At 66.1% G+C, this 25,326-nt stretch carries 23 protein-coding genes; 9 read left to right on the forward strand and 14 right to left on the reverse strand.

Going from position 1 to position 25,326, the window contains the following annotated elements; translation table 11 throughout:
• Positions 1-170: 170 nt before the first annotated feature.
• The 7 genes from A7D17_RS10455 to A7D17_RS10485 form a co-directional block, all read right to left on the reverse strand.
• On the reverse strand, positions 171-1,601 hold the full coding sequence (locus A7D17_RS10455; protein ID WP_064509019.1) for a replicative DNA helicase: 1,431 nt from the start codon (positions 1,599-1,601) through the stop codon (positions 171-173).
• 220 nt (positions 1,602-1,821) lie between these two features.
• Entirely contained in the window at positions 1,822-2,376 is a 555-nt protein-coding gene (locus A7D17_RS10460; RefSeq protein WP_064509020.1) for an NADPH-dependent FMN reductase, read from the reverse strand.
• A gap of 230 nt (positions 2,377-2,606) precedes the next feature.
• Complete coding sequence (gene asnB / locus A7D17_RS10465; RefSeq protein WP_064509021.1) at positions 2,607-4,547, reverse strand: asparagine synthase (glutamine-hydrolyzing); 1,941 nt, start codon at positions 4,545-4,547, stop codon at positions 2,607-2,609.
• 163 nt (positions 4,548-4,710) lie between these two features.
• Entirely contained in the window at positions 4,711-5,349 is a 639-nt protein-coding gene (locus A7D17_RS10470; protein WP_064509022.1) for a glutathione S-transferase family protein, read from the reverse strand.
• A gap of 142 nt (positions 5,350-5,491) precedes the next feature.
• Positions 5,492-8,035: a DUF3857 domain-containing protein gene (locus A7D17_RS10475; RefSeq protein WP_064509089.1), complete on the reverse strand. Its 2,544-nt coding sequence runs from the start codon at positions 8,033-8,035 to the stop codon at positions 5,492-5,494.
• 88 nt (positions 8,036-8,123) lie between these two features.
• Entirely contained in the window at positions 8,124-9,299 is a 1,176-nt protein-coding gene (locus A7D17_RS10480; protein ID WP_161946541.1) for an acyl-CoA dehydrogenase family protein, read from the reverse strand.
• 125 nt (positions 9,300-9,424) lie between these two features.
• Positions 9,425-10,216 carry a glycine zipper 2TM domain-containing protein gene (locus A7D17_RS10485; protein WP_064509024.1) on the reverse strand — a complete coding sequence of 264 codons (792 nt, stop codon included), beginning with the start codon at positions 10,214-10,216 and terminating at the stop codon, positions 9,425-9,427.
• A gap of 144 nt (positions 10,217-10,360) precedes the next feature.
• On the opposite strand from A7D17_RS10485, the gene A7D17_RS10490 reads away from it, so the two are divergent.
• Positions 10,361-10,576, forward strand: a complete 216-nt coding sequence (locus A7D17_RS10490; protein WP_064509025.1) for a DUF6116 family protein — start codon at positions 10,361-10,363, stop codon at positions 10,574-10,576.
• Positions 10,576-11,346 (forward strand): TatD family hydrolase, encoded by a 771-nt coding sequence (locus A7D17_RS10495; RefSeq protein ID WP_064509026.1) that lies wholly within the window; start codon positions 10,576-10,578, stop codon positions 11,344-11,346. The genes A7D17_RS10490 and A7D17_RS10495 overlap by 1 nt, the downstream gene beginning before the upstream one ends.
• Before the next feature lie 39 nt (positions 11,347-11,385).
• Here the strand turns inward: A7D17_RS10495 and A7D17_RS10500 are convergent, their stop codons facing one another.
• Positions 11,386-12,228: a tRNA threonylcarbamoyladenosine dehydratase gene (locus tag A7D17_RS10500; protein WP_064509027.1), complete on the reverse strand. Its 843-nt coding sequence runs from the start codon at positions 12,226-12,228 to the stop codon at positions 11,386-11,388.
• 70 nt (positions 12,229-12,298) lie between these two features.
• On the opposite strand from A7D17_RS10500, the gene A7D17_RS10505 reads away from it, so the two are divergent.
• Both A7D17_RS10505 and A7D17_RS10510 read left to right on the forward strand, forming a co-directional pair.
• Positions 12,299-12,727 carry a hypothetical protein gene (locus A7D17_RS10505; RefSeq protein WP_064509028.1) on the forward strand — a complete coding sequence of 143 codons (429 nt, stop codon included), beginning with the start codon at positions 12,299-12,301 and terminating at the stop codon, positions 12,725-12,727.
• 119 nt (positions 12,728-12,846) lie between these two features.
• The gene (locus A7D17_RS10510) at positions 12,847-13,329 is read left to right on the forward strand and encodes a glycine zipper 2TM domain-containing protein (RefSeq protein ID WP_029221049.1); all 483 of its coding nucleotides are present in this window, start codon (positions 12,847-12,849) and stop codon (positions 13,327-13,329) included.
• 87 nt (positions 13,330-13,416) lie between these two features.
• Here A7D17_RS10510 and A7D17_RS10515 read toward each other — a convergent pair whose 3' ends face one another.
• A complete protein-coding gene (locus A7D17_RS10515) occupies positions 13,417-13,632 on the reverse strand; it encodes a cold-shock protein (RefSeq protein ID WP_003483561.1) in 216 nt (71 codons plus the stop codon).
• Positions 13,633-13,860: 228 nt separating this feature from the next.
• On the opposite strand from A7D17_RS10515, the gene A7D17_RS10520 reads away from it, so the two are divergent.
• The 3 genes from A7D17_RS10520 to A7D17_RS10530 all read left to right on the forward strand — a co-directional run bounded on the left by A7D17_RS10520 (position 13,861) and on the right by A7D17_RS10530 (position 16,973).
• Positions 13,861-14,346 (forward strand): DUF456 domain-containing protein, encoded by a 486-nt coding sequence (locus A7D17_RS10520; RefSeq protein ID WP_064509029.1) that lies wholly within the window; start codon positions 13,861-13,863, stop codon positions 14,344-14,346.
• A gap of 224 nt (positions 14,347-14,570) precedes the next feature.
• Positions 14,571-15,704 (forward strand): phospholipase A, encoded by a 1,134-nt coding sequence (locus A7D17_RS10525; RefSeq protein ID WP_064509030.1) that lies wholly within the window; start codon positions 14,571-14,573, stop codon positions 15,702-15,704.
• 159 nt (positions 15,705-15,863) lie between these two features.
• Positions 15,864-16,973, forward strand: a complete 1,110-nt coding sequence (locus A7D17_RS10530) for a sterol desaturase family protein (RefSeq protein ID WP_064509031.1) — start codon at positions 15,864-15,866, stop codon at positions 16,971-16,973.
• Between the two features lie 114 nt (positions 16,974-17,087).
• On the opposite strand, the gene A7D17_RS10535 is transcribed toward A7D17_RS10530, so the two are convergent.
• From A7D17_RS10535 to A7D17_RS10550, 4 genes are all read right to left on the reverse strand, one after another.
• Complete coding sequence (locus A7D17_RS10535; RefSeq protein ID WP_193395332.1) at positions 17,088-17,801, reverse strand: carbonic anhydrase; 714 nt, start codon at positions 17,799-17,801, stop codon at positions 17,088-17,090.
• Positions 17,802-17,913: 112 nt separating this feature from the next.
• Positions 17,914-18,549 carry a glutathione S-transferase family protein gene (locus A7D17_RS10540; protein ID WP_064509032.1) on the reverse strand — a complete coding sequence of 212 codons (636 nt, stop codon included), beginning with the start codon at positions 18,547-18,549 and terminating at the stop codon, positions 17,914-17,916.
• Positions 18,550-18,563: 14 nt separating this feature from the next.
• Positions 18,564-18,989, reverse strand: coding sequence for a hypothetical protein (locus tag A7D17_RS10545; protein ID WP_064509033.1), 426 nt, complete (start codon positions 18,987-18,989; stop codon positions 18,564-18,566).
• Between the two features lie 505 nt (positions 18,990-19,494).
• Complete coding sequence (locus A7D17_RS10550) at positions 19,495-21,012, reverse strand: fumarate hydratase (protein WP_064509034.1); 1,518 nt, start codon at positions 21,010-21,012, stop codon at positions 19,495-19,497.
• 223 nt (positions 21,013-21,235) lie between these two features.
• Between A7D17_RS10550 and A7D17_RS10555 the strand changes: the two genes are divergently transcribed.
• Both A7D17_RS10555 and A7D17_RS10560 read left to right on the forward strand, forming a co-directional pair.
• Positions 21,236-23,113 (forward strand): ABC transporter ATP-binding protein, encoded by a 1,878-nt coding sequence (locus A7D17_RS10555; RefSeq protein WP_064509091.1) that lies wholly within the window; start codon positions 21,236-21,238, stop codon positions 23,111-23,113.
• Positions 23,114-23,351: 238 nt separating this feature from the next.
• On the forward strand, positions 23,352-24,131 hold the full coding sequence (locus A7D17_RS10560; protein ID WP_064509035.1) for a ferredoxin--NADP reductase: 780 nt from the start codon (positions 23,352-23,354) through the stop codon (positions 24,129-24,131).
• Between the two features lie 401 nt (positions 24,132-24,532).
• Here the strand turns inward: A7D17_RS10560 and A7D17_RS10565 are convergent, their stop codons facing one another.
• Positions 24,533-25,015 carry a glutathione peroxidase gene (locus A7D17_RS10565; protein ID WP_064509092.1) on the reverse strand — a complete coding sequence of 161 codons (483 nt, stop codon included), beginning with the start codon at positions 25,013-25,015 and terminating at the stop codon, positions 24,533-24,535.
• Positions 25,016-25,326: the final 311 nt, after the last annotated feature.

The raw sequence follows: 25,326 nt of genomic DNA on the forward strand, positions 1-25,326 counted from the left end.
ATGGATGTACTTGCGGCGTGTCCTGCGATGGCGGGCGGGCAAGGACCACCCAGCCAAGCCGCAGATCGCACGTTCTGTACCTGATACATCCGCACCGTATCCGCGCAACGCTGGCGCCCCCCGCGTAGCGCGAGCGCAATAGTCATGCGATCGACTCCATCACCTGCCGACTACTCAAAACTGCCCACCGAATCGTGCGACAGATTGTCGAAGCGGGTGTATTCGCCGAAGAACTTGAGCTTGCAGGAGCCGGTCGGGCCGCCGCGGTGCTTGCCGATGATGATCTCGGCCAGGCCCTTGTCCGGCGAATTTTCCTTGTTGTAGTAATCGTCGCGGTAGATGAAGACGATCATGTCCGCGTCCTGCTCGATTGCGCCGGATTCGCGCAAGTCGGCCATCACCGGGCGCTTGTCGGTACGGGTTTCCAGCGAGCGGTTGAGCTGCGACAGCGCAATCACCGGTACGTTGAGCTCCTTGGCCAGGCCCTTGAGACCACGCGAGATTTCCGAAATTTCGGTCGCGCGGTTCTCGCTATTGCCCGGCACCGACATCAGCTGCAGGTAGTCGATGACGATCAGGCCCAGGTCGTGTTCGCGCTTGAGCCGGCGGCACTTGGAACGCAGCACTTCCGGCGACACGCCCGGCGTGTCGTCGATGAAGATCTTGGTTTCCTTCAGCATCTTGATCGCGCCGGTCACGCGCGCCCAATCCTCGTCTTCCAGCGCACCGGTACGCAGGCGCTGCGCATTGATGCGGCCGTTGGAGGAGATCAGGCGCATCGCCAGCTGCGAGGCCGACATTTCCATGGAAAACACCGCAACGCCCTTTTTGGACTTGATCGCGGCGTATTCGGCAATGTTCAGCGCGAAGGTGGTCTTGCCCATGGCCGGACGCGCCGCCAGGATGATCAGGTCGGTCGGCTGCAGGCCGGCCGTCATCGCATCGAAATCGTTGTAACCGGTCGGCAGGCCGGTGATGTTGCCGCCATTTTCGAAGCGGTTGCGCAACTCTTCGAACGCATCCTTCAAGGCGCCGGGCATTGCCACGAAATCGGTACGCCCGCGCGCGCCGGCTTCGGCGATCTTGAACACGGCTTTTTCGGCCGAGGACAGCAACTCGACGCTGTCGCGCCCCTCTGGCTGGAAGCCATCGTTGACGATCGTGGTGCCCACTTCGATCAACTGCCGCAGCACCGCCTTGTCGCGCACGATTTCCGCATACGCGGCGATGTTGGCTGCCGACGGCGTGGTGCTGGCCAGCTCGATCAAATAAGCACCATCGCCCACCTGCTCCAGCTTGCCCTGCGATTCGAACCATTCGCCCAGGGTCACTGCGTCGAACGGGCGATCCTTCTCGTTCAATTCGCGAATCGCGCGGTAGATCAACCGGTGGTCGCGGCGATAGAAGTCGTTTTCGGTCAGTTGATCGTTGACGCGGTCGAACGCGTCCGGCGCCAGCATCAGCCCGCCAAGTACGGCCTGCTCGGCCTCGACCGAATGCGGCGGTACGCGCAGTTGATCAAGGCGCGGCTCGGGACGATCGTAATCGTCGTCGTCGCGATCGCGATTGCGCTTGGAACGGAAACCAGGACGAGCGGACATGGACAAACAGACCTGACGCAGGGACACGAGGGCAGGAAGCATAGTCACCGGCGACGCCGACGACCATGCACAACTCTGTGGATAACTAGTGGACAGCCGGTGCAGCACTTTTCTACGCCGACCCTGTCGCACCGGCCGCGACCCTTGCCCTGCCTGGGTTTGCCCGCCCCCGCCGGGCCCTGCGGCCCGCGCGATGTCGGCACCACAGGCTGTGATCAACTCAACGCTTCAGGTGCTCGACCAGGCCCAGGAAGGCATCGACGAAGCCCTGCAGGAATTTGCGGCTGTCGGCATTGGCAATGGTGTCGTCCGGGCCGAACAGGCCATCCTTGTAGTGCAAGAACACCTCGGGCTGGCCGAGCACCTGCATGTTCAAATACGCCAGCACGTTGCGCAGGTGTTGCTGCGCGGTCGCGGTGCCGATCGCACCGACCGAGATGCCGACCACCGCCGCCGGCTTGCCGGCAAACGCACTGTCGCCATACGGCCGCGAGCCGGTGTCGATGGCGTTCTTGAGCACGCCGGGGATCGAGCGGTTGTATTCGGGGGTCACGAACAGCACCGCGTCGGCGGCGCGGATCTGTTGCTTCAGGCGCGTGCCTTCGGCCGGGAAATCACCGTCGCGGTCCTGGTTGTACAGCGGGATATCGCCGATCTCCACATACTCGAACACGGCCTTGTCGCCAGCAAGATGCGCCAGCGCGCGCGCCAGCTGGCGGTTATAGGACTCTGCACGCAGGCTGCCGACCAGCACGGCGATGGTGAGCTTGCTCATGGGTACGCTCCGTGGAAACAGGGCCCCACCCTACCCAGCAGCATGCTCAGGGTTGGTGAAACGGCGCCCGGCTCCGGCCACTGCGTCGCAACTGCAGGCAGTGCGCCGATCCCTTCCCGGCCCGATTTCCGATTTCCGATTTCCGAGTCGAAGCTACAAGCAACAGCAACACTCCGCGCACCGCAGTGCCATTTTCAGCACCTAACCACTGCGCGCCGCCACAACCCCGATCAGCGCGTGATGGCCGCGCGTTGTTCGCGCCAGTGCGCCTGCCAGGCCTGGAACATCAGCACCGTCCACAGGTGCGTATGCCATTTGCGTTCGCCGCCGTTGAAGTCGCGCCACAAGCCGGCCACGGTATCGGCGGCAAACACGCCCTCGCGCTGCAGCGTGCCATGCGCCAGCAGATCATCGGCCCAGCCATGCAGATCGCCGCGCAGCCACGCGCTGACCGGCGCGCCGAAGCCGCGCTTGCCGCGGTAGACCATCGGGTCGGGCAGATACCGGCACAGCACGCGCTTGAGCAGGTACTTGCTGACCCCGTCGCGGTACTTCAGCGATAACGGCAACGACCAAGCGAATTCGGCCACGCGCCAGTCCAGCAGCGGCGCGCGCGCCTCCAGTCCCACCGCCATGGTGGTGCGATCCACCTTGCACAGCAGATCGTCGGGCAGATACGCGGCGAAATCGGCCAGCATCATCGCGTCGGCCGGCGTACCCGACCCATGCAGCGGGTCGGCCAGGCTGTAAAAGCTTTCCGGCTCGGTGGCACCCAGCACCACCGCGGCCGGATCGCGCCAGCGCGAGATACGGTTGCGGTAGATGTCGCCGATGCCCCGTGCGCCGGCTTCGGCCACCAGCGCGGCCAGCCCACCGGTACGCGAGGATTCGCCATTGCTGCGCGCTGCCAGCGCCATCAGCCGACGCAGCGGGCCGGGCACCAGCCCATGCATGCGCCAGTTACGCAGCGCGCGCTGGTAACGGCCATAGCCGAAGAACAATTCGTCGCCGCCATCGCCAGACAGCGCCACCGTCACTCCACCGCGCGCCAGCCGCGCCACCAGCGCCGTAGGCACCTGCGAGGCATCGGCAAACGGCTCGTCGAACATGTCCGGCAGGCTCGGCACCACCGCCAGCGCGTCGGCGCCGCTGACGTACAGCTCGGTGTGGTCGGTATGCAGATGCGTGGCCACTTCGCGCGCCAGCGGCGCCTCGTCATGGTGCGAGCCTTCGAAGCCGATGCTGAAGGTGTGCACCGGCTGCGTGCTCTGCGCCTGCATCATCGCGGTGACGATGGACGAATCGGTCCCGCCGGACAGGAATACGCCCACCGGCACATCGGCCACCATGCGCAGCGCCACGGCATCGCGCAGCACGCCGTCCAGCTGGTCTTCGGCCTGCGCATCGGTGCCGGTGAACGGCGTTGCCAGCGCGCGCTGCATCGCCTCGCGCGCATTCCAGAACGGTTGCTGTGCCTGATCGGGTCGATGCGCGGCCGCACCGGCGGCGACAGTCTGCGCATCCACGCGCAGCACCCGGCCCGGCATCAGCTTGAAGGTGTGCTCGTGGATGCAGGCCGGCGCCGGAATGTAGCCCAGCCGCAGCAGCAGGGTCAGCGCATTGCGATCGACCCCGTTGTCGAAGTCCGGGTGCTGCCACAGCGCCTTGAGTTCGGAGCCGAACACCAGCGTGTCGCCGGCCCAGCCGTAGTACAGCGGCTTCTTGCCGACGCGGTCGCGCGCCAGGAACAGGCAGTTGTCGCGCTCATCCCACAATGCGAGGGCGAACATGCCGTTGCAGCGGGTCAGGGTGTCGTCCAGCCCCCACTCCACCACCGCCGCCAGCAGCACTTCGGTATCGGAATGCCCCCGGAAGCGATGCCCCAGCGCGGCCAGCGCGCCACGCAGCTGCGCGAAGTTGTAGACCTCGCCGTTATAGGCCAGCACGTAGCGGCCATCGGCCGAGCGCATCGGCTGATGGCCCAGCGGCGACAGATCCAGGATGCTCAGGCGCTGATGCGCCAGGGCCACGCCGGCCTGCGCATCGCACCAGCTGCCGGCATCGTCGGGGCCGCGATGGCGCAACGCCGCGCCCATCGGCCGCACCAACGCCTCGAGCTGTTCGCCATGCAGCCGCGGCGAGGCCATCAGCAATCCTGCCAGTCCGCACATCGTCAGCGCTCCCCGCGCAATGCAATGCTGCCGGCAACGCACCATCGCGCTGCGGCTGCGGCGCCTGGAGCCCGATCCGAGCGCCGCGCGCCGCTTGGCGCAGGAGAGCGACCATGCAGGCACGACAGTGGCAGGACCGTACCAGACCGGTGGCGCACGCCGCTCATGCCGTCACCGAAACGGGTGCCGGCATCGGCACGCATCCGGGCAGCGCGCGCACGCGCTGCAGCCAGGCGCCGATCGCCGGCCAGCGTTCCAGGTCGAAGCCGCCGTCTTCGGCGCAATGGGTGTAGGCGAACAGGGCGATATCGGCGATGCCGTAGTCGCTGCCGGTAAACCAGGCCTGCTGCTGCAGGTGCTGCTCCATCACTGCCAATGCCTGCTCGCCGCGCACGCGCAGCTGCGGCAGCTCGGCGCGACGCGCCGCATCGGGCGCGGTCCACAGGCTGATGAAACGTGCCACCGCCACGTACGGCTCATGGCTGTATTGCTCGAAGAACATCCAGCTCAGCGCCTGCGCGCGTTGCCATGCGTCGGTGGGCAGGTACGGGGTGCCCTCGGCCAGCCAGAACAGGATCGCATTGGACTCGGTCAGCACGCGGCCATCGTCGCGCTCCACCATCGGCACCTTGCCGTTGGGATTCTTGGCCAGGTACTCGGGCATGCGGGTCTGCCCGGCCACGCTGTCGACCTCGACCCAGTGGTAGCGGCTGCCCAGCTGTTCCAGCAGCAGGCGCACCTTGTAGCAGTTGCCTGAACTGGACATGCCATGGACGGTCAACGGGGGACGCACGGTCGACATCAAGCTGGCTCCGCGGCAGCGACGAGGGGGCTGGCAGTGTCACAGCCCCGTGCGCCTTTGCAAAGCCCTGCGCGCAGCGGCAGCGGCCGGTTGCCACGGCGACAGGGCGGCAGTTCGGGCGGCGTGGATCTCTCGCCCGCCCCTACCCCATCGCGACGATGGCCACCGGCACCCCCAGCAGCGCGCTCACCACACCCAGCAGCGATAGCGCCAAGGCCCAGGCGCCGAAGGCACGGGACCGCGCACAGCCGGTGGCGCCGGCAATCGCCTGCACCGAGCACACCGACCACCACAGCCCGCCCAGCAGCAACAGCAGGATGCACATCGCCAACTGCGCCATACCGGCCGGATCGCTTGCCCCGGTCTGCAACAACGCCACCCGGCCCTTCAAGGCCACCAGCGCGGCGAGCACGCACACCAGCCAGGGCAGCACGCTGCCCGCCACCGCCGGCAGCAGACGTTGCACCTGCGCTGCAGTGCCCATCCAGCGCAGCACGTACATGAGCAACACGCAGCCCAGCGCCAGCAGCGCCGCCACCGCGATGGCACCGGCAACCTGCAGCCACCACGGCAGCGCCTGCAACCACAGCCATGCCGACACCAGCGTGGTCAGTGCGAACACCACCCAAGCGCCACGGCGCAGGCTGTCCTGCTGCGGCATGCGCTGCACCGTGGCATGCGGGTCGAACAGCATCCCGCCCAGTCCACCGCCGCGCCACCAGACCAGACAGGCGAGCACCGCCACCAGCAGCGCCAGCAACGCGGCCAGCGGAAAGCCCAGCGCGCGCCAGTCGGTTGGCTGCCTGCTGCGCCGTGGCTCAAGGTCGTGATCGAAGTACACCAGCGCGCGCGCGCGCTCCATGTCGGCTGCCGCACGCGCCACGCCATCGGCGGGAATGCGGTCGCTGAAGCGCTGCCATTCGCCGACGATGACGATGCGGCCCTCGCGCTGCGAGATCGTGCGCGTGAAGCGGAACCAGGGGTTGGAGATGGTCTGGGTGTCCGCCTTCAGTTGCACCGGCGGGTCCACCTGCACGCGTACGGTCTGCCGCGCCAGCCGCGGGCCGCCCAGCGCCAGGGGACTCTTGCGCACCTCCTTGGGCAAGCTGTCCATCCAGTCGCTCAGCTGGAACAACGGAAACCCGAGTTCGTCGCCCTCCTCTGCCGGCCATTGCAGGCGGTAGCGCTCGCGCGTGCGCACGTTCAACGGATCGGTCGCGTCGATGGTCGGCACATCCACCTGGGTCAGCGCGGTGTAGTACTGCTGCATGAATTCCAGATAGTGCGCGCCAATCGTCTCCGCACCGTCGTTCTCGAAGCTCGCCGCAACGCGCTCGCCACGCCCCTGCCGGTAGAGGGTGTCCACGCTGAAGGTCGCCACCCGCTGCGGCGTGCGCAGCGAGATCACGATGTCTTCGTTCACCTCGACCTGCGGCAACGCCGGCATTGGCGAGGGCACTGCGACCAGCGCGTTCTGCCCGGCCAGTACCGGCAATCCACGCACGAACGGCAGCGGCCGGCGCTGCGCCAGCGGGCCGTCCTCGCGGTCGCGGGTGGCGTCCACCCACACCTCGCCCTGCGGCAGGTGCGCACGCACCACCACATGATCGAACGCGTACGGGCTGGGCAGGCGCTTGTCCAGCGCGCTTCCCTTGTCGCTGCTGACCAGCACCGGCTCGGCCCGGATGCCGGCCAGCTGCAACAGCGCGATCAACAGCGTGGCCTTGTCCTTGCAGTCGCCGTAGCGGTTGCGCAAGGTCACTTCCGGCGCATGCGGGGCGTGCGAGTTCTCGCCCATGTCCAGGCCGACGTAGCGGATCTCGCCCTGCACGAAGGCCACCGCGCGCAGCAACGCGCCCTGCGGGTCGTCGCGACGCAACTGCAGGCTCTGCACCATGCTGGCCGCCACCTGCCGATCGTTGAAGGCATCCGGATACAGCTGCGCCGCCCAGTCCGCCACGGCGGCCCAGTTGCCGGCGGTGGACACTTCGATCAGGCCGTACGGGTCCACATCGTCGGGTGCATCCTTTTCCTGCTGCATGGCCGCGATGCGGCTCGCGGCAATGCTCAACGTGGTGATGCCATCGGCGCTGTCGACGCTGCGGCTGAAACCCGGCGCGCTGATCCGCCACTGCAGCGCCAGGCCGGACGGGTAGCGCAGCCGAACCCGGCGCTCACCCAGCGGCACGCCGTAGCGCGCATCGAACACGTCGTAATAGCCCTTGCCGAATACCGGATTGCTACCGGTGATGGTCACGCCATAGTCCACCCGGTCACCGACGCGAAGATCCGGCAGGGTGATCGACAAGGTCAGCGCTCCGTCGATCAGGCCGTCTTCCAACCCGCTTTCGCGGCGCAACCTGGCGTAATGCGCGCGGTTGCGCATGTCGATGCGTTTGCCATCGCGCCAGACCTCCAGGCTGTTGAGTTCCAGCGTCTGGTACTGCGGCTGGTAGTCGATCGAAATCTGCCCGGCCTCGTCCAGGCTCTTGGCGCGCAGCACGGTATAGCTCAGCCGCCGATAGGCGCGCGCGGCGCGCCCGGTCAGATCGATCTGGTCGGAGACCAGCTCATAGCGCAGCCCGCCTGCGCCAGGCACGCTGTCGGGCACTGCATCGGCCACCACCCAGGCCGGCGCAGGCACCATGGTCGGCGCCTCGTTCGCCAGCGCCGGCGCAATCGTCATGGCGGCCAGTACCCACATCACCCACAGCGCCCGGACCACGCCCGGCACACGCGTCATCACATCCTTGCTGATCAACACCTGCTCCTCGTCAAAACGCATTGAGTCCGGTCAGCGCACGCCCCACCACCAGCTGATGCACGGTTTCGGTGCCTTCATAGGTGATCACCGATTCCAGGTTCAGGGCATGCCGGATCGCCACATGGTCGGTGGTGATGCCGGCCGCGCCCAGCAGATCGCGGCACGCGCGCGCCACGTCCAGCGCCATGCGGCAATTATTCCATTTCGCCAGCGAGATCTGCTCCGGCCGCAGCGTACCCGCCTCTTTCAGGCGACCGAGCTGCAGCGCCAGCAGCTGCGCGGTGGAGATCCGCCGCGCCATCTCCGCCAGTTTGATCTGCGCGCTCTGCGTGGCAGCCAGCGGACGCCCGAACAGGATGCGCTCGCCGGCGTAGGCCAGTGCCTCGCGCAGGCAGGCCACCGCCGCGCCGATCGCGCCCCAGGCGATACCGTAACGTGCCTGGCTCAGACATCCCAAGGGCGCCTTCAGCCCGGCCGCGTTCGGCAGCCGCATCTGCTCGGGCACGAACACGTTGTCCAGGAACAAGGCCGAGGTGACCGAGGCGCGCAGACTCATCTTGTGCGCGATGTCCTGCGCGCTGAAGCCGGGGCTGTCGGTTTCCACCAGAAAGCCGCACACACCATCGTCGGTATGCGCCCAGATGATCGCCAGCGCGGCGATGCTGCCGTTGGTGATCCACATCTTGGCGCCGTTCAAGCGCCAGCCATCGCCGTCGCGCACCGCGCGCGTCGTCATCGCCGCCGGGTCCGAACCGCCTTGCGCCTCGCTCAGGCCGAAACAGCCAATCACCCGGCCGGCTGCCATCTCCGGCAGCCAGCGCTGCCGCTGCGCATCGCTGCCATAGGCGTGGATGGGGTACATGCATAGCGAAGACTGCACGCTGACAAAGCTGCGCAAGCCGCTGTCGCCGCGCTCCAGCTCCTGGCAGATCAGTCCGTAAGACACCGCGCCCAGGCCCGCACCGCCGTCGCTGACCGGCAGGCTGGCACCGAGCAACCCCAATCCGGCCAGTTCCGGCACCCATTCGTGTGGGAAGCGCCCCGCATCGAAGGCAGCGCCGATCGCTGGCAGCACGCGCTCGTTGGTGAAGCGCGCCACCGCATCCTGCACCGCCCGCTCTTCGTCGGTCAGCAATGCACGTACATCGAACAGATCGTCAGGACGCAGCGGCATCGTCGCTTCCAGCCAGGAGAGAAGCGCTAATTATCGGCCAGTTCCCAACGCGATATCGCTGTGTCCACGCACCGGCCAGCCACAAAAAAAAGAGCCGGCAATACCGGCTCTTTTTTTACACACCATGCCGCAGTCGATTACTGGCGGCTGCTCATCGCGTCCTGACGAACGCCGGCATCGCCAGCCGTCGAAGCGGTCTGGGTCACCAGCTGGCCATCAACCACCGCCAGGCGATCGCTGGCCGGCTTGTCGTTCATGCGCACGGTCTTTTCGAAACCGTCGTAGCGGTAGGTCACGTCGTAGGCCACCACGTTATCAGCGTCGCCCAGCGAGATGCGCTCGCCCGGTTTGTTGTCCATCCGCATGGTGCCCGTGGTGCCGTCGGCATTGCGGTAGGTCACGTCATACCCAACCACGCGCGAGGACGAGGAGTTGGCATTTTCGGTGTGGCACTGGCGCTCGGTACGATCCACCACGCGGCCGCCGACATGGTTGCGGTCCACCCGGTTACCGATGAAGCCACCGCCCACCGCACCAGCGGCGGTCGCCAGCTTGCGGCCGTTGCCGCCGCCGACCTGATTACCGATCAGGCCACCGATGACCGCACCGGCGACGGTGCCGCCGACGTTGCCATCGCGCTCAGGCAGGCGCTCCTGCACCACCACGTCGCGGCACACTTCGCGCGGCGACGAACTGGTGGTGGTTTCGCGGATCGCATTGCTGTTGATGACCTGCGCGTACTGCGGCTCGCGCTGGGTGATCGGCGCCACCTTGACCACATCGGCGTATTCCAGACCGCGCGGCGCCGGCTGGCCGTTGGCGACGAAGTCACCGGACGACGGACGGTTGTTCATGAAGGCGGCCGTGGCCACACCTCCAACCAGCAAGGCACCAGCAGCGACCAGTATAGTTGTCGTATTGCTCTTCATAACCAGCTCCCTGCGGACGCACCGCGTTGTTGACGGCGTGATTCCAGCACGGGAACCCTGAACGAAAACGCCCTCGCTCATGAATGGCGCGGTTAAGTTCAGCTAGCGGTTACTTCATGCACTTCTAACAGCGGGAGCCAATGCATGCGAAATCCTCTGACCACACGCGCGCTGGAATGGGCCGGCACGTTGCGCTATCCCACACTGTTCAAGCTGGCAGCTGTGCTGTTTGCGGTGGACCTGTTGCTGCCCGACCCGCTTCCCTTCCTGGACGAGTTGCTGTTCGGACTGACCACGCTGTTGCTGGCGAACTGGAAGACCCGCAAGGCACCGCTGCCGGCACCGGCACGCCGCCCCTGATGGAGTTGATCGACAGTCACTGCCACCTGGACGCCGGCGAATTCGACCATGACCGCGCTGCGGTCATTGCCCGCGCACATGCTGCCGGCGTGATGCAGCAGGTGGTGCCCGCCATCACCGCGGCCAGCTGGCCGGGCTTGCGCGCGGTGTGCGCCCAGGCACCCGGGCTGCATCCGGCCTACGGGCTGCATCCGATCTTTCTGGACCAGCACCGCCCCGAACATCTGGAAGCGCTGGCGGACTGGATCGAGCGCGAGCGCCCCTGCGCGATCGGCGAGTGCGGGCTGGACTTCTATCTGGAGGGGCTGGATGCGCAGGCGCAGCGTGACTATTTCGATGGCCAGTTGCGGTTGGCCAAGCGCTTCGACCTGCCGCTGATCGTGCACGCGCGGCGCGCCACCGAAGAAGTCATCGCCCGCATCAAGGCCATCGGCGGCCTGCGCGGTGTGGTGCACAGCTTTGCCGGCAGCCCCGAACAGGCCCGGCAGCTATGGACACTGGAGTTCATGATCGGGCTCGGCGGGCCGGTAACCTACCCGCGCGCCAATCGCCTGCGCGGGCTGGCGGCGACAATGCCGCTGCAGCACCTGTTGCTGGAAACCGACGCCCCCGATCAGCCTGACGCCAGCATGCGTGGCCAGCGTAATGAGCCGGCCCAGCTGCGCACGGTGCTGGACTGCATCGCCCACCTGCGCGGGGAGGATGCCGCGGTGATCGCGGCGCAGACCACCGCCAACGCACGCCGCTTGTTCGGCTTGCCGCCCAGCTGATTGCCCCGCACGCCGCGCAGGGCCCCGCGCCTGGTGCGATTACGAGGCCGCGGCAATCGCGGCCGCCGGCTTGGCGGCACCGGCCTTGGGCTTGGGCTTGGGCTTGAGCAGCATCTCCAACGCCTTGCCTACCGCCACGAATGCGAAGGTGCCGGTGATATGCGTGGCCGCGCCCAGCCCGGCGCCGCAGTCCAGCTTGAGCGTGGCATCGGCGTCGAGCTGCGGACGGATGCCGCACACGCTGCCGTCGGCCTGCGGATACTTGACGTTCTCCAGCGAGTAAACCGCCGGCACACCGAAATAGCGCTGTGGATTCTTGGGGAAGTTGAACTCGCTGCGCAGCTTCTTCCGGATCAGCGCCAGCATCGCATCGTGCTCGGTACGCGAGACATCGCGCACCCGCACCAGGGTGGGATCGGTGCGCCCGCCGGCGGCACCCACGGTCAGCAGCGGCAGCTTGCGCCGGCGGCACCAGGCAATGGTTTCCACCTTGACCCGGAAGCTGTCGCAGGCATCGATCACCAGATCGAAGCCGTCGCCCAGCAGCGTCTCGATGTTGCCGGCGGTGAGGAAGGATTCCACCGCATCGGCCTCGATCTCGGGATTGATCGCCACGCAGCGTTCGGCCATCGCACGCGCCTTGTTGCGTCCGTAGTGCCCGGCCAGCGCCGGCAACTGCCGATTGGTATTGGACACGCACAGATCGTCCGCATCGATCAGGCGTAGATGGCCCACGCCGGTGCGCGCCAGCGCCTCCACCACCCACGAGCCCACCCCGCCCATGCCGACCACCGCCACGCGGCAGACGGCCAGGCGCTCCACCGTGCCGACTCCATACAGCCGGTCGATACCGGCAAACCGTTCACGCCATTGTGCTTTCATCGCCCTATTTTACGCGCGCCATCCGCGGCGCGTCCGCCCAACTGCACGCCTTGCTGCCGGAGCACTTGTCATGACCGACTCCCCTCCCAATCAATCGCGCGCGGCGCGCTACGCCTTCATGCTGGTGCTGGGCGTGCTGATCGGACTGGTAACCACGGTGATGGTGGCGCGGGTGCTGCAGGCCCGACGTGATCCGGTCCCCGACAGCCTGATGCAGGTCATGGCCTACCAGTTGCGCGCGCTGCAGCAGCCGCCCGGCTCGAGCTGCGCACCGGCGCAGCAACAGGCGCGCCTGCGCTCGCTCCGCCTGCTCGCCGACGAACTGGAGCCCGCATTTGCGAACCTCGGCGAGGACCGCCGCTTTGGGGAACATGCCGAGGCGCTGCGCGCGGCGCTGGACCGCGCGCAACTCGCGCCAGGCGCCGATTGCGCGGCAGTTGCGCGCTTGAAAACGCCGATTTCCGATGCCTGCGACGCCTGCCACCGTGACTTTCGATGAACCGGATGCTCTGGTTTCGTTAAGCCTGGAGTGATCCAGTTGGCAAACCGTTCACCTGGACCATCAGAGGATGACGTCGCCGCGGCCCCGACCGCCTTCAGAACATCCGGAGACACCTCATGAAGACCCGACTGCTCGTTATCGGCCTGGCTGCAACCGCGACCCTGGTCGGCTGCGCCACGTCCCAGCCCCAGTACGGCAGCTACCGTGGCGACCGTGGTTATGACCAAGGGTATTCGCAGCAGGCTCCGCGTTGCGTGGACTGCGGCATCGTCACCCGCATCGATGAAGTCGGCCCCACCCGCACCGCACCGACCGGCACCGGCGCCGTGCTTGGCGGCATCGTCGGCGCGGTGGCCGGCCGCCAGATTTCCAAGGAAACCGGCGGCAGCAAGGGCAACAAGAATGTGTCGGCCGTGGCCGGCGCGGCTGCCGGCGCACTGGCCGGCAACGCCATCCAGAACAATGTCACCAGCGACAGCTTCGACGTGCAGGTGCGCATGGACGACGGCCGGGTGATCGTGGTGAACCAGCGTGACCTGGCCGGCGTGCGCGAGAACGCGTACGTGCGCGTGGTCAACGGACGGGTGGTGTTGCGCTGATCAGCGCACCACGCATCTGGCAGACAGCAGAAAGGCCCGGTGACGGGCCTTTCTGCTGTCTGCGCAGTGTGCTCATGCTGCGGCCGATCAGACCACCTGCACTGCATCGGCCTGCAGGCCCTTCTGGCCCTGCACGACGGTAAAGCTGACCTTCTGGCCTTCCTTGAGGCTCTTGAAGCCCTGGATCTGGATTGCACGGAAATGGACGAAGACGTCTTCGCCGTTTTCGCGACTGATGAATCCAAAGCCCTTGGCATCGTTGAACCACTTCACGACACCATTCTCGCGTTCGATGTTGGACATCTCGACTGACTCCCTACGACACTGTGATGGACCGGCGGTGGTGGCTGTGATTGCAAGGAGGAAGCGAGGTACAAGGATGTAGCGGATCGGAGGATCTACCGCATCAGGCCACGATTCACGGTGACCTTTGCAAACAGCAGCGGCTGCAACTTAACCCGCACAAAATGAATTTTCAAGCACCCCTTGCGTATTTCCGTCAAGCCTGAAATAGGACATTTCTAAACGATCATGGACACGACTGTCGTCTACTACGTACTGGCCGCAGCGCTGGTGTTGATTGGCCTGGCCGGGGTCATCCTGCCGGCCCTGCCGGGCCTGCCACTGGTGTTCGCCGGGCTGCTGCTCGCGGCCTGGGCCGATGGGTTCACCCACGTGGGATGGATCGCGCTGGTGATCCTGGGCGTGATTACCGCACTGTCGTTCCTGATCGACTTTCTGGCTACCGTCTACGGCGCCAAGCGCGTGGGCGCCAGCAAGATGGCGTTGTGGGGATCGGTGGTCGGCGCCATCGCCGGCATCTTCTTCATGCCGATCGGCCTGTTCGTCGGCCCGTTCGCCGGCGCCTGGATCGGCGAGTACTACCAGACCCGCAAGACCGATCAGGCCACAAAAGTGGGCATCGGCACCTGGCTGGGCATCGTGCTGGGCACGGCGACCAAGCTGGCGTTGGGCCTGTGCATGCTGGGCGTGTTCGCGATCGCCTGGTTCTTCTGAATTACCGCGCTTCCGAGCCTGGCTCTTGTAGAAAGAGCGCTCCCGGCAACCGCACCGGCAGATGTCAGGCATGCACTGTGTGGCGTGGGCAGCGCAGCACAGCGCCGTGCAACCCCATTCCCAGTTGCATGTTATGCCACCGTGTACACACGGCGTATGCAGACGCGACCGTTAAGCTGCGCGTCTTCGCGCCGGCCTGGCGCCCTCACTTCGGCCAGACCGTCATGTCCACGCACCGTACCCGCCCTTTGATACTGATTGCCCTGGCCGCTGCGCCATTGGCACACGCGCAGGAAATCGCACCGCAGCCCGCCTCGCCGCAGGCCTGTACCTCGGTCACCTCGGACGCGGCGCGTCTGGCCTGTTATGACCAGGCGCTGGGCTATACCCCGCAGGCCGTCCAGGAGGCGGACGCGGCAGCGCAACTGGCCAAGCAGGCCGCCGCCAAGCCCGACGACGCCCGCACGCTCAGCCGCGTGGGTGACTTCTTCCGCGCCGATGGCCAGGACCCGTCGAAGGAAGAAGCCGTGGCCAATGCCGGGCGCGGCTCGTTGCTGGACCGCCGCTGGGAACTGGCCAAGGATTCCAAGCTGGGGACCTTCCAGTTGCGCGGCTACAAGCCGGTGTACCTGCTGCCAGCATTCTGGACCAGCGATACCAACCGCACCCCGCAGTCGCCGAACCCGGCCAACTCGGTGTCCACGCCGCAGCAGCTGGACAGTGCGGAACTGAAATTCCAGCTCAGTTTCAAGACCAAGGTGGCCGAGGACCTGTTCGGCGACAACGGCGACATCTGGATGGGCTACACCCAGAGCTCGCGCTGGCAGGCCTACAACTCCGAGGCCTCGCGCCCCTTCCGCGAGACCAACTACGAACCCGAAGCGATGCTGGTGTTCCGCAACAACTACAGCATCTTCGGCTGGAAGGGCCGCATGAGCGGCATCAGTCTCAACCACATGTCCAACGGCCGCGCCGATCCGCTGTCGCGCTCCTGGAACCGGGTGATCCTCAATATCGGGCTGGATCGCGAGAACTGGGCATTGACCCTGCGCCCGTGGTTCCGCATCAAGGAAGACCGCGCCGACGACAACAACCCGGACATCGAGGATTACATGGGCCGTGGCGATGCCACCCTGGTCTATAACAAGAACGGCCACGAAGTGGCGCTGATCGCCCGCCACTCGCTGCGCGGCGGCGACCGCTCGCACGGCTCGTTGCAGGTGGACTACGGGTTTCCGATCACCAACCTGCTGCGCGGCCACGTCCAGGTCTTCGATGGCTACGGCGAAAGCCTGATCGACTACAACCACAAGGCCACCTACATCGGCCTGGGCGTGTCGCTGCTGGAATGGTTCTGAGCGCGATAGCCCGGACCTGAGCCGGCCCGGGCTGAGGGTCGCCGGATGCCGTTGCGATCCTGAGCGGCCGTCACTTGCGGTAAGCGCCCTGGGCTGGGAGCATGTACATCACGCTCCCTTAACAGCCAGTCCCTGGCTGTGCAGCCGACAGGATGTCCCGTGGCCAAGCCCAATCGATCGTTTTTTGCCTATGCCTCGGCCATGCTCGGGCTGCTCAGCCTGATGGGTGTGGTCTGCTTTCACTTTCCCGATCTGCTGACCAGCCGCGAATTCCGCGCCGCCTACAACGAACAGTTCGCCCGGCACCTGTTGCTGATCGGGCTGGTGGCGTCGTTCGTGCTGGGCACCTTCGCGATCCTGCGCGACCGCAACAAGCGCATTGCGACCATCGGTGTGGGCAGCGCCACGCTGGCGGTGCTGCTGGGCGGTACCAACGTGCAATTCGACACCATCGGGCGGACGCCCTACTCGCTGGGCCTGGATTGGTTCGTCATTTCACTGTTCTTTTCGGCGCTGGTATTCGTTCCGCTGGAACGTTACCTGGGCAAGCGCAAGCTATCGCCGCTCCGCGCCGGCTGGCGCACCGACATCGGCTACTTCTTCATGAGCCATGTGCTGGTGCAGTTCATCCTGATCCTGGTGACGGCCTCGACATCCAGCATTGCCGGGCTGGCCGCGTTTCCGGCGTTGAAAACCGCGATTCAATCGCTGCCGGTCTGGGCACAGTTTTTGATTGCGGTATTCGTGGCCGACATGGCGCAGGCGTCGCTGCATCGCGCGTACCACAACATTCCGTGGCTCTGGCGGTTCCATGCGGTGCATCACTCCAGCCGTGCAATGGATTGGCTGGCCGGCTCGCGCATCCATTTCGTCGAGATCGTGCTGACCCGCAGCGCCGTGCTATTGCCGCTGCTGATCCTGGGGTTTTCCACGCCGGCAGTGAACGCCTACGTGATCCTGGTCGGCCTGCAGGCGGTACTGGCGCACTCCAACATCGGCATCCGTTTCGGCTGGCTGGAATACGTGCTGGTCTTGCCGCGCTACCACCATTGGCATCATGCGCGGCAGCAGGAGTATATCGACGTCAACTACGCCATCCACCTGCCGGTGGTGGACATGTTGATGGGCACCTTCAAACTGCCGCCGCAACGCGATGCGTGGCCGGAGGAATATGGCGTCATGAAGCTGGAAACCGTGCCCAATGGCATCGTGCACCAGCATGCAATGCCATTCCGTCGCCGCAAGACCTTCGACGACTATGTCGACTGAGAACCGGTCGCTTCGGATCGCGCCCGAAGCGGATGCAGTCGGGCGCGACTTGATGACATCGCGCGTCGCCACGCAAGGCAGTCGCCTTGCGCAGCGTCGCCGCCGGACGAACGATCAAACGTCGAAGAAATCGACCTTGCCGTCCTTCAACGTGTAGTAGGCGCCGACCACCTTGCACGCGCCGGTGCGCAGCGGTTCGAGCAGCGCCGGTTCGGAGGCGCCGCGCAGGCGATCAACGGTGCGCTTGACGTTGGACTTGACCGAGGCGGCCAGCAGATCGTCGCCCCCCTTGGCCTTGGCGGTCAGCACGGCCGGAACGATGGGCTCGATCATGGCGCCGATCGCACCCGGGAAAAACGCGTTCTGCTCCACCACCGAAACTGCCGCCGCCACCGCACCGCAACTCTCGTGGCCCATTACCACCACCAGCGGCACGCCGAGCTGGCTCACCGCGTATTCGATCGAGCCCAGCGCGGTAGTGTCCACGGTATTGCCGGCATTGCGGACGATGAACATCTCGCCCAGCCCGCGGCCGAACAACAGCTCCGGCGGCACGCGCGAATCCGAACACGACACCAGGATCACGAACGGTGTCTGGCCAAGCGCCAGCTCCAGCCGGCGGCGGCTGTCGGAGATCACCTTCTTGGGACGGTTTTCGACGAAGGCGGCATTGCCGTCGCGCAGAATCTGTAGCGCCTGGTCGGCATTCAGATCGGTCTTCTTCGACGGCGCGGCGCGCACCGCAAAGGGAAGCGATGCGGTGGCCGCGGCGATCGGCGCGCAACACACGCACTGCAGCAGCTTTCGACGGGATGCGGAATGCGACATGGACGAGCCCCTGCTCTCTGGTTGGTGCCGCGATCGTACTATGTGACTTGACGCGCAGAACGACTCATCTGGAGGTTATGCGCACAGAAGTTCGCTGCCGCGCGCCGCCGGTTCAGGTCCAGTCCGCCAAACCCTCGCGGCGATAGGTTTCCTGAAATGCCGGGCGCGCTTTCATACGCTGCGCATGCGCCTGCAGCGCAGGCCAGGTGTCGGTTGGCCGGGGCATGTTGCGCGACCAGCGCATCAGCATGGTGAGCATGAAGTCGGCTGCCGACAGCTGCTGGCCCAGCAGGTATGGGCCGTGCGCCTGCAGATGCGCATCCACCTGCGCCCAGGCCGCTTCCAGCCTGGCACGTGCCTGCGCCTGCGCAGCGTCGGCATGCGCGGCACCGGCTGGTTCGTCGGGGTAGAACCAGGCGCGATACGCCGGCTGCAAGGTGTTGGCGCAGAACAACATCCACCTGTAGTACGCCGCGCGCTTGGGCGTGGCAACCGGCGGCGCCAGCCCGGCTTGCGGGGACAGGTCGGCCAGATGCAAGACAATCGCCGCCGCTTCGGTCAGCACCTGCCCGTCCAGCACCAGGGTCGGCACCACGCCGGCCGGATTGAGCGCCAGATACTCGGGCGATTTCTGCTCGCGCTGGTCGAAGTCCAGCGGATGCAACACGTGGGGCACGTCGAGTTCGATCAGCAGCCAGTGCACGACCAGGGCGGCGGTGCTGGGGGTGTGGTACAGCGTGGCGACCATGCGTGCTCCGAAAGTCAGTTGGTACAGGCGCGCAGGCAGGCAAGCTTGCGCGGTTCGCAGCGACTGTCGTCGCTCTGTTGGGTGCAGTCGAACACCTGCGCCATGCAATTGGCCCGCTGCGCCGGGTTCTGCACGTCGTCGCAGCGCTGCCCACGCGGTGCCGCCCGGCTGCTGCAACTGGCCTCGCTGGGCCGGTCGCGGCGGCATTGCCTGGCGCTGTCATTGCATTGCGCGATGCAGCGGTCCGCCACGGCCGGCCCGTTGAACCGCGTGGCGGTGTCGTCCTGCTTGAGCGGCCTGGGCTCCTGGAAGCGCACCGGAGCGGCGGGCGGCGGCGCGTAGTTGCTGGACGGAAACAACACCGTCGGCGCCTTTTGCTGCTGCGCCAACGCACTCAGGCCCAGGCACGACAGCAGCACGATGCAGATGCGTCGGAGCATTCCTATTCTCCTTGGGGACCAGCAGATGCGCCGAGCATAGCCGCTTCCTGCGTGGCAGTGCCGCACACGTTGGCGAGTTGGCGGGTCGGCGGGTCGGCGGGTCGGATCATCTCGCCAGCGTCGCAGGAGCGCGACGGGGAGCTATCGGTAACGCCGCGTCGCGCCGGGTGCGCTTCTGCCAGTCTGCCCTGTCGCTGCGTCGGATGGCTTCATGTCGACGAAGCGACGATGCAAATCTGCATCGGCTGCCTCCCATTCCCGGTACGCAGAGCAGGTTGTTTCCTGCAACCACGTCTGTTCGATTGCCTGCGAGAAACGATGTGGCGAGGCGTAGCTTCGCCTTGCCGTTCCGGACCAGAGCTGTCAGTGGCAACGCGCGCAGCCTGGCAGTCGATCAGTCAGATGCATCCAATGCAGATCACGCGCAGTGGACGCATGGTCCATGACGCCGATGGACACCGGCCACGCCTGCCTGACGGCGGCACAGCCGGTCCAATCGCCGTGCTTACTCCACCACCACCGGAATCTTGCCGATGCGCGACTGCCACTGCCGCGGGCCGGTCTTGTGCACCGACTCGCCGGTGGAATCCACCGCCACGGTGACCGGCATGTCCTTGACCTCGAATTCGTAGATCGCCTCCATGCCGAGATCTTCGAACGCCAGCACGCGCGCGGCCTTGATCGCCTTGGACACCAGATACGCCGAGCCGCCGACCGCCATCAGGTACACGGCCTTGTTGTCGCGGATCGCATCGATCGCCGCATCGCCACGCTCGGACTTGCCGACCATGCCCAGCAGCCCGGTCTGTTCGAGCATCTGGCGGGTGAACTTGTCCATGCGCGTGGCGGTGGTCGGGCCGGCCGGGCCCACCACTTCATCGCGCACCGGGTCGACCGGGCCGACGTAATAGATGAAGCGGTTGGTGAAGTCGACCGGCAGGGTTTCACCCTTGTTGAGCATGTCGATCATGCGCTTGTGGGCGGCGTCACGGCCGGTCAGCAACTTGCCGTTGAGCAGAATGACTTCGCCCGGCTTGAAGCTGGCGACTTCTTCGCGGGTGATGGTGTCCAGGTTCACCCGGCGCGCATTGGTCGGGTTGTAGGTGAGCTTGGGCCAGTCTTCCAGCGATGGCGGGTCCAGCATCACCGGGCCGCTGCCGTCCAGGGTGAAGTGGGCGTGGCGGGTGGCGGCGCAATTGGGGATCAAGGCCACCGGCAGGTTGGCGGCGTGGGTCGGGTAATCCTTGACCTTGATGTCCAGCACCGTGGTCAGGCCGCCCAGGCCCTGCGCGCCGATCCCGAGCGCGTTGACCTTTTCGTACAGCTCCAGGCGCAGTTCTTCGGCGCGATTGGAGGCACCACGCGCCTGCAGGTCGACGATGTCGATCGGCTCCATCAGGGCCTCCTTGGCCAGCAGCATCGCCTTTTCGGCGGTGCCGCCAATGCCGATGCCGAGCATGCCCGGCGGGCACCAGCCGGCGCCCATGGTCGGCACGGTCTTGAGCACCCAATCGACGATGGAGTCGGACGGGTTGAGCATGGCGAACTTGCTCTTGGCTTCCGACCCGCCACCCTTGGCGGCGACGATCACGTCAAGATGGTCGCCTGGCACGATCTTGGTGTTGACCACCGCCGGGGTGTTGTCGCGGGTATTGGCACGCTTGCCGGCCGGATCGGCCAGCACGCTGGCGCGCAGCTTGTTGTCGGGGTGGTTATAGGCGCGGCGCACGCCCTCGTTGACCATGTCCTCCACACCCATGGTCGCGTCGTCCCAACGCACGTTCATGCCGATGTCCAGGAACACGGTGACGATGCCGGTGTCCTGGCAGATCGGGCGGTGGCCTTCGGCGCACATGCGCGAATTGATCAGGATCTGCGCGATGGCGTCCTTGGCGGCCGGCGATTCTTCGCGCTCGTAGGCGGCGGACAGGTTCTTGATGTAGTCGACCGGGTGGTAGTAGCTGATGTACTGCAGCGCATCGGCGACGGACTGGATGAGGTCTTCCTGCTTGATCGAGGTCACGGCTGGCTCTACGGCTGGCGGGGGCAATCCGGGCATTTTAGAGCAAACCGCCGGCCAGACCGGCGCGGCCGCGGGAAGGCTGCGTTGCGAAAGGGCGTACCACGGCGTCGCCTGCGCCCATCACCCTGCCAGACCGTGGGTAGGCTGGCCTGCCCGGCGGCGACCAGCTCTCCCGACGACGCCCAACACTCCCGGCGCACGCTGCGCCCGGCACACTATGCGCATGCCAGCTTCCCACTCCGGCGCCACTGCGCCCGCTCCCCGTACCGGCCCCACCCTGCGCGAACGCCTGGATGCGCTGCGCAACCTGCCCCCCTTCCTGCGCCAGATCTGGCAGACCAGCCGTTGGTTGAGCGCCAGCAGCATCGGCTTGCGCGTGTTGCGCGCGCTGATGCCGATTGCCACGCTCTACATCGGCAAGCTGATCATCGACGAGGCGATCCACCTGGTGGGCCAGCCACCGGCGTTCGAGTCATTCGCACAGGCGCTGGGCAGCGGCCGCCTGAACCGGCTGCTGGAACTGCTGGCGCTGGAGCTGGCACTGGCGATCGGCTCGGACCTGCTCGGCCGCATGGTCGGTTATGCCGACGCGCTGCTGTCGGAGTTGTTCAACAACGCCGCCAGCGTGCGCCTGATGGAACATGCCGCGCAGCTGGATCTGGAGGATTTCGAAGACCCGGACCGCCAGGACAAGCTGGACCGCGCGCGGCGCCAGACCATGAACCGCATGAACCTGATGAGCCAGTTGTTCGGCCAGGTGCAGGATGCGATCACCGTGATCAGCCTGGCGGTGGGCCTGGTGGTGTATGCGCCGTGGCTGATCGTGCTGCTGGCGATCGCCCTGATTCCGGCCTTCATCGGCGAGGCGCATTTCAATGCATTGGGCTATTCGCTCAACTTCCAGTGGACGCCGGAGCGGCGCCAGCTCGACTACCTGCGCCAGGTGGGCGCCAGCGTGGAGACGGCCAAGGAAGTCAAGATCCTCAACCTGCACCGGTTCCTGATCGCGCGCTACCGCCGGCTGGCCGACAAGTTCTTCCAGGCCAACCGCGCGCTGGCACGCAAGCGGGCGCTGTGGGGCGCGCTGCTGGCGGCGCTGGGCACGCTGGGCTATTACGCCGCCTATGGCTACATCGCCTGGCGCACGGTGCGCGGCGATTTCAGCATCGGCGACCTGACCTTCCTGGCCGGCAGCTTCCTGCGCCTGCGCCAGCTGCTGGAAGGCTTGCTGATCGGCTTTTCGCAGGTCGCCGGGCAAGCCCTGTATCTGGACGACCTGTACTCGTTCTTCAATATCGTGCCGGAAATCCGCTCGCGCCCTGACGCGTTACCGGTGCCGCGCCCGATCCGCCAGGGCTTCGTGTTCGAGGACGTGGGTTTCCGCTACCCGGAGGCGGAGCAATGGACGGTGCGCCACCTGGATTTCGAATTGCGCGCTGGCGAAGTGCTGGCGCTGGTCGGCGAAAACGGCGCCGGCAAGACCACGCTGGTGAAACTGCTGGCACGGCTGTACGACCCCGACGAAGGCCGCATCCTGCTCGATGGCCGTGACCTGCGCGATTACGATCTGGACGACCTGCGCGCCAATCTGGGGGTGATCTTCCAGGATTTCGTGCGTTACCACCTGAGCGTGGGCGAGAACATTGGCGTGGGCCAGGTGGATGCGATGGACGACACCGACCGCATCCAGGCCGCCGCGCAGCGCGCGATGGCCGGCGAGCTGATCGCCGGGCTGCCCCAGGGTTACGACCAGTTGATCGGGCGCCGCTTCAAGAACAGCGTGGACCTGTCCGGCGGGCAATGGCAGAAGATCGCCATCGCCCGCGCCTACATGCGCGATGCGCAGCTGATGATCCTGGACGAACCCACCGCCGCGCTGGACGCGCGCAGCGAGTTCGAGGTGTTCCAGCGCTTCAAGGAGCTGTCGGACAACCGCACCGCGGTGCTGATCTCGCACCGTTTCTCCAGCGTGCGCATGGCCGACCGCATCCTGGTGCTGGTGGCAGGGCGCATCGAAGCCAACGGCACCCACGAAGAACTGATGGCCCAGGGCGGGCGCTATGCGGAGCTGTTCGAGCTGCAGGCGGCTGGGTATCGGTGAGGCTGGGAATCGGGAATCGGGAATCGGGAATCGTTAAAAGCAGCGTTCCCGCTGCCTGATCGGTGCTGAGCGTCTTGCCACGGGGCATCCGGGATCCTTATGCAGCTGCCCCCATTCCCCATTCCCGATTCCCCATTCCCCATTCCCCATTCCCCATTCCCGGCCAAATGAGAGTTCATCTCATTTGGCCGGCTTGAGGTAGAATTGGCCGGGTACTCCTCCCACGACACTCACCGGTATGTCTTCCGCTTTTGGCGCCGAAACGGTGCTCGAGGTCCGTCACTGGACCGATGCCTACTTCAGCTTCACCACCACCCGCGATCCCGGTTTCCGTTTCGAGAACGGCCAATTCGTGATGATCGGCCTGGAAACCGAAACGCGCCCGTTGCTGCGCGCGTATTCGATCGCCAGTGCCAACTGGGAAGAGCAGCTGGAGTTTTTCAGCATCAAGGTGCCCGATGGCCCGCTGACCTCGCGGCTGCAGCACATCCAGCCGGGCGACAAGGTGCTGGTCGGCAAGAAGCCTACCGGCACGCTGCTGATCAGCGACCTGCACCCGGGCCGCAACTTGTACCTGCTGGGCACCGGCACTGGTCTGGCGCCGTGGCTGTCGATCATCAAGGACCCGGAAACCTACGAGCGTTTCGACAAGGTGATCCTGACCCAGGGCGTGCGCTTCGTGCAGGATCTGGCCTACCGCGATTATTTCGAGCGCGAGCTGCCGCAGCACGAATTTCTCGGCGACATCCTGCGCGACAAATTGCTGTACTACCCGGCAGTGACCCGCGAAGCCTTCGCCAACCAGGGCCGGCTGACCGAGCTGATGGCCGATGGCCGCATGCAGCAGACGCTGGGCCTGCCCACGCTGGACCCGGCCAATGACCGCTTCATGATCTGCGGCAGCCCGCAGATGCTGGCCGACCTGCGCACGTTGCTGGACGCGCGCGGTTTCCAGACCTCGCCGCGCATCGGCACGCCGGGGCATTACGTGTTCGAGCGAGCGTTCGTCGAGAAGTGAGCGTGCTCCTGCGATACCTCGGTATCGCAGGCTCGCAGGAGCGCACCCGCGCGCAATGGGCATTCCCGGGAAAGCTTCATCGCGCCGCGGCGCGCTCCGAGGCTGTGCAAGGCGTTGGCGAGCTGGCCCGACGCATCCGATGGATCTTTTGCATCGTCGATCTGTCGACGTGACGTTGCATGTTGCATGCGACACACCATATCAGACCTGCACGAGCATGCCGGCGCGCAACGGGCGTTATCGGTCACGCCGCAACTGCGCTCTTGCGCGGAGCTGCGCGCTGGTCTGCCACCACTGCCACGCCTCACGCGCATCGCAGCCCCGGCATGTGCGCCAGCTGCAGCGCGCCGGCACACCGCGACGTACACCGCACGGCGATGCAGGCTACCGCGCGTTGCGCATCAGCCCAGTGCGCGCTCGATGTCGGCCGCGATGGCTTCGGGCTTGGTGGTCGGCGCATAGCGTTCCAGCACCGCGCCGTCGCGGCCGATCAGGAACTTGGTGAAATTCCATTTGATGGCTTCGGACCCCAGCACGCCGCGTTGCTCGTGCTTGAGCCACTGCCACAGCGGATGCGCCCTGCTGCCATTGACCTCGATCTTGGACGACAACGGAAAATCCACCGAATAGTCCAGCGAACAGAACTGCCGGATCTGCGCCTCGTCGCCCGGTTCCTGATGCCCGAATTGGTCGCAGGGGAATCCGATCACCACCAGCCCGCGCTCACGGTAGCGCTGCCACAGCGCCTGCAATCCGGCGTATTGCGGGGTAAAGCCGCACCTGGACGCCACATTCACCACCAGCACCACCTTGCCCAGGTAATCGCGCATCGCCTGCGTACGACCGTCCAGGTCAGTGAATTCGAAGCTGGAAAGATCGCGCATGGCTGGCTCGATGTATGGGAAGACCGCAGGGTAACGCGTCTGCCTGCGCTGCTGCAGCGCAGCTGTGTCATGCCGTAGGTCGCCATGCGGCATGCCCTGCGCTGCTCCCTACACGCTCGGATATGCCTACCGCACAACCCCGGTCCACGCACGATGTCCCCCGGCAAAACGCCACGGCTACACACCGCCCCGCGGCCGCGCCCGCCTTGCCAGGTCGTCAGCGCTTGCCCTGACCCATGCACCAACGCTGCCCGGGCATGCCTTTTGTCACAGGCCTATGCGGGCGGGCTGGGTTAGCCTCGGCGGTTCGC

Source organism: Xanthomonas floridensis (assembly GCF_001642575.1).
GTDB lineage: Bacteria > Pseudomonadota > Gammaproteobacteria > Xanthomonadales > Xanthomonadaceae > Xanthomonas > Xanthomonas floridensis.